This is a genomic window from Delftia sp. BGA-UO-ETr-SB1 (assembly GCF_059567865.1).
Genome location: NZ_JCAQOW010000006.1, coordinates 638,139 through 645,000, shown reverse-complemented (window position 1 = coordinate 645,000; position 6,862 = coordinate 638,139). Strand labels below are relative to the sequence as shown.

The window sequence follows — 6,862 nt, the reverse complement described above, 5'->3', positions numbered from 1 at the left end:
GCTGCTGGCCCAGGAGGAGGTGTGGATCCGCAAGGGCGTGGAGGCGCGCCGCACGCGCAGCCAGAGCCGCATCGGCCGATTGGAGCAGTTGCGGGCCAACCGCGCTGCCCGCCGTGATGTGCTGGGCGGGGTGAAGATGGACATTGCCTCGGGCCGGGGCGATGGCTACCAGGGCAAGATCGTGGCCGAGCTGACCGATGTGGCCAAGTCCTTTGGCGACAAGCAGATCGTCTCGCATTTCAGCGCCACCATCCTGCGCGGTGACAAGGTGGGACTGATCGGGCCCAACGGTGCCGGCAAGACGACGCTGCTCAAGATGATTCTGGGCGAACTGGCGCCTGACAGCGGCAACGTGCGGCTGGGTGCGAATCTGCAGGTGGCTTACTTCGACCAGATGCGGCACCAGATCAATATGGATGCCACGCTGGAGGACTTCATCAGCCCCGGCAGCGAGTGGATAGAGATCGGCAACCAGAAAAAGCACGTGAAGAGCTATCTGTCGGACTTCCTGTTCTCTCCGGCACGCGCTCACTCTCCTGTGCGTTCACTGTCCGGCGGCGAGCGCAACCGCCTGCTGCTGGCGCGCCTGTTTGCCCGTCCCGCGAATGTGCTGGTTCTGGACGAGCCGACCAACGACCTCGATATCGAGACGCTGGAGATGCTGGAAGACCTGCTGCAGAACTACGACGGCACGGTGTTCCTGGTCAGCCATGACCGCAGTTTCCTGGACAACGTGGTCACCAGCACCATTGCCTGGGAAGGGCCGGGCAAGTGGCGCGAATACGAAGGCGGCGTTCAGGACTGGCTGGACCAGTCGCGCCGCAGCCAGGATCTGGCCGAGGCTGCACAGCCCAAGCCTGCCAAGGAAGAGGCCAAGCCGACGGCGGTGCGCAGCGACAGCAAGCCCAAGCGCAAGCTCAGCTACAAGGAGCAGCGCGAGCTCGATCAGTTGCCCGAGACCATTGCATCTCTGGAGGCGGAGCAGAAATCCATTCGCGAGTCCCTGGCCGACGGCTCGCTGTATGCCAACGACAACTCCCGCGCCGTTCAGTTGCACCAGCGCGATGGCGAGATCGATGAGCAGCTGATGGAGGCACTGGAGCGCTGGAGCGCCTTGTCCGAGTAAGCACCGTGTCGAACTGACAAAAAAAAGAGCGCCATGCGCTCTTTTTTCATGGAGGCCGCCAGAGCGGGCCGTTGCGCTCAGATGCGGTGGTGCACCTGGTCCGAACCTATGCGCAGCTTGCCCAGCAAAGCGGCGGCGATCTGGTTGAGGGGCAGCACTTCGTCGGCAGCGCCGTGGGCGATGGCCTCGCGCGGCATGCCGAAGACGATGCAGCTGGCCTCGTCCTGCACGAGGTTGTAGCTGCCTGCATCGCGCATTTCGCGCATGGCGACCGCACCATCGGCGCCCATGCCGGTGAGCATGATGCCGTAGGCGTTGCGGCCCGCGCAGGCGGCCACCGACTTGAACAGCACTTCGACCGAAGGCTTGTGGCGATTCACCGGCGGGCTGTCATCGACCACGGCGACATAGTTGGCGCCGCTGCGCTGCACGGAGAAATGCTTGCCACCCGGGGCGATATAGGCATGACCGGGCAGCAGACGCTCGCCGTGCTGCGCTTCCTTCACGGTCATCTGGCACAGGCTGTTGAGCCGGGCCGCGAAGCTGGTGGTGAAGCCCGGCGGCATGTGCTGGGTGATGACGATGGCCGGGCAGTCGGCCGGCAGATGGGTGAGCACTTCGCGGATGGCCTCGGTGCCGCCCGTGGAGGCGCCGATGGCAACCAGCTTCTCCGTGGAAAGCCGCCCCAGCAGCGACGTCGGTGCAGCCTGGCGCGGCACGGCCGAACCTGCAGAGGAAGCGACCGGCGCTGCCGCGCTGCCTGCGGCAGAGGCTGCACTGCGGGGAGCGACCGGCAGGCGCCGTACCTGGGCCACTGCAGCAACGCGGATCTTGTCCACGATCTGCGCGGCCAGTTCCTGCAGGCCGTTGGAGACACCCACGCGCGGCTTGGCCACGAAGTCGATGGCGCCCAGCTCCAGTGCACGCATGGTGACCTCGGCGCCGCGTTCGGTCAGCGTGGAGATCATGACCACCGGCATGGGACGCAGGCGCATGAGCCGGCCCAGGAAGTCGATGCCATCCATGCGCGGCATTTCCACATCGAGCGTGATCACGTCGGGATTCATCTCGCGGATCATTTCGCGTGCGATCAGCGGGTCATTGGCCGAGCCGATGCATTCCATGTCGTGCTGGCGATTGATGATCTCGGACAGCAGACTGCGCACCAGCGCAGAGTCGTCCACCACGATCACCCTGATTTTCCTGTCCATTCCTTTGAACCTTCCTCAAAACAGGTCGACCGAGCCGCCTGCCGTATTGCGTGCCACGACGGCTGCATTGCCGCGTGTGAATTCCTGCTGTACCAGCTCCTCCGGATGGGCATGTGCCAGGCGCTTGACCATGGCCTTGCCGCTGGCGGGGAAGAACACCACCTTGCGAGGGTAGATGTCCAGCACATCCTCCGAGACGATGGGGATGCGTTCGGTCTGCAGGTACTGCGTGACGAAGGCGGTATTGCGTTCGCCCACGTTCATGGTGGTGAAGTTGTGCATCACCTGCCCGCCGCCGAAGATCTTGGCCTGCAGCGACTCGCGCCGGGCACCGAGCTTGAGCATTTCGTTGATCAGCAACTCCATGGCGTACGAGCCGTAGCGGCCCGATGCATCGGCAGAGTCGCCGTCGGGCAGCATGAAATGGTTCATGCCGCCCACGCGCATGGTGCGGTCCCAGATGCAGGCCGAGATGCAAGAGCCCAGCACGGTGACCAGGATCACGTCCTCGTTGGAGACAAAGTATTCGCCGGGCAGGACCTTGACGGCGTTGTGCTGGAAATGCGGGTCGTAATAGAAGAACGAAGCCTCGCCAGGGTAGCGCTGCTGGCGCTTGAGCTGCTCCAGCGAGGAACGCGGCACCGGATCGCCCGGCGCCGGATAGTCTGCAGCGGTATAGCTGTTGATGCGCGGCATCCGGCGACGCTCCGAGGGCGCCGGTGGCGGTGCGAAGGCAGGGCGGTCTCCGATCATGGGAGCACCCCCTGGCGTGCGGCAGGACCTGCGTCAGCGGCGCTCATAGACGGTCTTCCCCTTGAGCGTGAACAGATCGCGCGATTCACTGAAGTTCTCGGCATGCCCGACGAACAACAGGCCACCGGGCTTCATCACGCGGTGGATGCGCTCCAGCACGCGGCGCTGCGTGGCCGCGTCGAAGTAGATCATCACGTTGCGGCAGAAGACCACGTCGAAGGGGTCTCGGAACGGCCAGTCGTCACGGATCAGGTTGACGTTGAGAAACTCCACCAGGCGGCGCAGTTCGGGCTTGACGCGCACCAGGCCCGCATTGCCGGCCTTGCCCCGCAGGAAGAAGCGGTGCAGGCGCTCGGCGCTCATGCCCTTGATGCTTTCGGCGCGGTAGACGCCGGCCGATGCCGTGTCCAGCACGCGCGAATCGATGTCGCTGGCCTGCAGCTGAAAGCTGGGCGTGGCACCCAGCGCTTCCAGCGCCGTCATGACGATGGAGTAAGGCTCTTCCCCGGTCGAGGCCGCATTGCACCAGACCTTCCAGGCCGTGCCGGCCGGCTTGCTGCGCAGATGCTGGGCAAAGATCTCGAAATGGTGCTGCTCGCGAAAGAACGCCGTGAGATTGGTGGTCAGCGCGTTCACGAACTCCTGCCACTCCACGCCGTCGGACTGCGACTCCAGCCAGTCCAGGTAGGTGGAGAAGCTGTCGTAGCCCGTCTCGCGCAGGCGCCGCGACAGGCGGCTGTAGACCATGGCGTGCTTGCCATCGTGCAGGCTGATGCCGGCCCGCTGGTAGATCAGCGCCTGTACGCGGGCAAAGTCCCGCGACGACCATTCGAATTCGCGCCCCTGGGCCAGGGGCCCGTTGGCATCCCCGTCGTCGGCGACGGGACGTGCGGCCAGTGCCGCATTGGATGAGCCGGATCGCATGAGGGCGCTCAGTGCAAGAACGGGTCTCAGTCGACCGAGGCGACCAGGCCCATGTCCACATTGTTCATGAGCTTTTCGATGTCCAGCAGGATGAGCATGCGCTCGCCCACGGAACCCAGGCCCAGGATGCAGCCGCTGTCGATGGCGCTTTCGATGTCCGGCGCGGGGCGCACGGCTTCGGGAGCCAGTTCCATCACGTCGCTGACCGAGTCCACCACGATGCCCACCACGCGGTTGCGCAGGTTCAGGATGATGACGACGGTGAAGCTGTTGTATTCCACCTGGGAGCAGTTGAACTTCAGCCGCATGTCCACGATGGGCACGATGGTGCCACGCAGATTGACCACGCCCTTGATGAATTCCGGCGCATTGGCAATGCGGGTCGGCGGCTCGTAGCCGCGGATTTCCTGCACCTTCAGGATGTCGATGCCGTATTCCTCCTGGTCCAGGCGGAAGGTCAGGTACTCGCGCGCGCCGGTGGCGACGCCTTCTGCGGTCTTAGCGATCACGCTCATTGCTCAGCTCCTCAACTGTCGGGCCCGCGCCGTGGTGGCGAAGGCCATGGTTTCTTGGCGGCGCGCAGGCACTGCCTGCGGCGCCGTCGGTTGTGGTCAGGTACCCCTGTCCCGTTCAGTGGCGTGCACGACGCACCAGCGCGCCGGTGTCCAGAATCAGCGCCACCGTGCCATCGCCCAGGATGGTGGCGCCCGAAACGTTGGGCACCTTGCGGTAGTTCGATTCAAGGTTCTTGACCACCACCTGGTGCTGGCCCAGCAGCTCGTCGACCAGCAGGGCCACGCGGCTGCCGTCGGACTCGACAACCACCATGATGTTGCTGGACTGGCTGGTGTCGCTGCGCGGCACGCGGAAGGTCTTTTCCAGCGCGAACACGGGCATGTACTCGTCGCGCACCTTGACCAGCTGCGTGCCGTTGGCCACGGTGTTCACGTCTTCGGCCTTGACCAGGAAGGACTCGACCACCGAGGACAGCGGCAGGATGTAGACCTCGTCGCTGACGCCGACCGACATGCCATCCATGATGGCCAGGGTCAGCGGCAGGCGAACGGCCACGCGCATGCCCTTGCCCTGGGTGGACTCGATCTCGACCGAGCCGCCCAGCGCCGCGATATTGCGCTTGACCACGTCCATGCCCACGCCGCGCCCGGACACGTCGGTGACGACGTCGGCCGTGGAGAAGCCCGGCGCGAAGATCAGCTGCCAGACCTCCTGATCGGGCATGTTGTCCGAGACATCCATGCCGCGCTCGCGGGCCTTCTGCAGAATCCGCTCGCGGTTCATGCCGCGCCCGTCGTCGCGCACCTCGATGACGATGGAGCCGCCCTGATGGGAGGCTGCCAGCGTCAGCGTGCCGTGCTCGGACTTGCCGGCAGCCAGGCGGTCCTCGGGCATTTCGATGCCGTGGTCCACGCTGTTGCGCACCAGATGGGTCAGCGGGTCGGTGATCTTTTCGACCAGTCCCTTGTCCAGCTCCGTGGCCTCGCCCAGCGTGATCAGGTCGATCTTCTTGCCCAGCTTGCCGGCCAGGTCGCGCAGCATGCGCGGGAAACGGCTGAACACGGTGGACATGGGAATCATGCGGATGGACATCACCGATTCCTGCAGATCGCGCGTATTGCGATCCAGGTCGGCCAGGCCTGCCAGCAGTTGCTGGTAGGCCGATGCGTCCAGTCCGTGGCTGTTTTGCGCCAGCATGGCCTGGGTGATGACCAGCTCGCCCACCAGGTTGATGAGCTGGTCGACCTTGGACACCGACACGCGGATGCTGGTGGACTCCATCTGCGCCTGCTGCGTCTGGGCCGCCGTCTTGGCGGCGGGCTTGGCCACGGCGCCGGCCGGCTGGATGGCCAGCGCGCCATCGGCCTGGGGCATGCCGGGTGCGCCGTTGAAGAAGCCATAGGCCTCATCGGCAGGCGGAATGGCGGCCGAGGCCAGGGCGGCATCGGGGTCGTGCGCATGCTCTTCAGCGGCCGGGGCTTGCGCCGCCACCGCTGCGGGTGCTGCCTCGGCAGAGGCTCCGGCCACCGTGATGCGGACCTGCTCCTTGGCCACGTGGAAGGCGAACAGATCGAGCAGGTCGTCGTCGGTGGACGAGGTCTGCACGTCAAAGAGGCGGCTTTGCGGCTGATCGCAGGCCAGGTCCTCGATACGTCCCAGGCCCGGAATGTCGCGGAACAACTCCTTGATGGCCTCGGCCATCTCCAGGCGCTCCAGCGGACCGATCAGGATATGCAGCGAACGTCCGCCGCTGCTGGGTGCCGTGCCGACGGCGCCGCCCGAGACAGGTGCTGCAGCAACCGGGGCCGGAGCCTGCGCCGGCGCAGCCACAGGGGCTGGAGCTGGGGTCGGTGCGGGAGCCGGCGCTGCCGCTGCAGGTACGGCGCTGCGGCCTTCCGCCAGCGTCTCGATGCGTGCCACCAGATCCGTGGTGGACAGGGCCTCGCCCTCGTTGCCGGCCTGGTGGCGTGCCAGCAGGCTGCGGCTGGCATCAGCCGACTCCAGCAACACATCGACCATCTCCGGAATCGGTGTGATCTCGTGCCGGCGCAGCCGGTCGAGCAGCGACTCCATGCGGTGCGTCAGCTCGGTCACGTCGGCAAAGCCGAAGGTGGCCGCCCCGCCCTTGATCGAGTGCGCGCATCGGAAGATGCCGTTGAGTTCCTCGTCATTGGCCGCTGACAGATCCAGATTCAGCAGCATCTGCTCCATCTGGTCGAGGTTCTCGGCCGCTTCTTCGAAGAAGATTTGATAGAACTGGCTCAGGTCGAAGTCTGCGCCCGCTCCTGCCCCATCCTGGTGTAGATCCGCCATCTTTGGTCCTGCTGTTTCC

General features: G+C 65.4%; 6 protein-coding genes (1 of these 6 running past the window's edge). 1 reads left to right on the top strand and 5 read right to left on the bottom strand.

What is annotated here, in order from left to right; genetic code table 11:
• Nucleotides 1-1,126, top strand: partial view of an ATP-binding cassette domain-containing protein gene (locus AC57B5_RS21775; RefSeq protein WP_043822552.1) — the 3' portion only. It extends 752 nt beyond the left edge of the window; the window shows 1,126 of its 1,878 coding nt (coding positions 753-1,878); its start codon lies beyond the left edge, outside the window; its stop codon occupies nt 1,124-1,126.
• A 77-nt stretch (nt 1,127-1,203) separates the two neighbouring features.
• On the opposite strand, the gene AC57B5_RS21770 is transcribed toward AC57B5_RS21775, so the two are convergent.
• The 5 genes from AC57B5_RS21770 to AC57B5_RS21750 all read right to left on the bottom strand — a co-directional run bounded on the left by AC57B5_RS21770 (nt 1,204) and on the right by AC57B5_RS21750 (nt 6,843).
• The gene (locus AC57B5_RS21770) at nt 1,204-2,337 is read right to left on the bottom strand and encodes a protein-glutamate methylesterase/protein-glutamine glutaminase (protein WP_013800377.1); all 1,134 of its coding nucleotides are present in this window, start codon (nt 2,335-2,337) and stop codon (nt 1,204-1,206) included.
• Nucleotides 2,338-2,352: 15 nt separating this feature from the next.
• Nucleotides 2,353-3,090, bottom strand: coding sequence for a chemoreceptor glutamine deamidase CheD (cheD, locus tag AC57B5_RS21765; RefSeq protein ID WP_012202590.1), 738 nt, complete (start codon nt 3,088-3,090; stop codon nt 2,353-2,355).
• Nucleotides 3,091-3,123: 33 nt separating this feature from the next.
• Nucleotides 3,124-4,014: a CheR family methyltransferase gene (locus tag AC57B5_RS21760; RefSeq protein ID WP_013800375.1), complete on the bottom strand. Its 891-nt coding sequence runs from the start codon at nt 4,012-4,014 to the stop codon at nt 3,124-3,126.
• Between the two features lie 26 nt (nt 4,015-4,040).
• Complete coding sequence (locus AC57B5_RS21755) at nt 4,041-4,529, bottom strand: chemotaxis protein CheW (protein WP_012202588.1); 489 nt, start codon at nt 4,527-4,529, stop codon at nt 4,041-4,043.
• Nucleotides 4,530-4,644: 115 nt separating this feature from the next.
• Nucleotides 4,645-6,843 carry a chemotaxis protein CheW gene (locus AC57B5_RS21750; protein ID WP_197944432.1) on the bottom strand — a complete coding sequence of 733 codons (2,199 nt, stop codon included), beginning with the start codon at nt 6,841-6,843 and terminating at the stop codon, nt 4,645-4,647.
• Between the last annotated feature and the right edge of the window lie 19 nt (nt 6,844-6,862).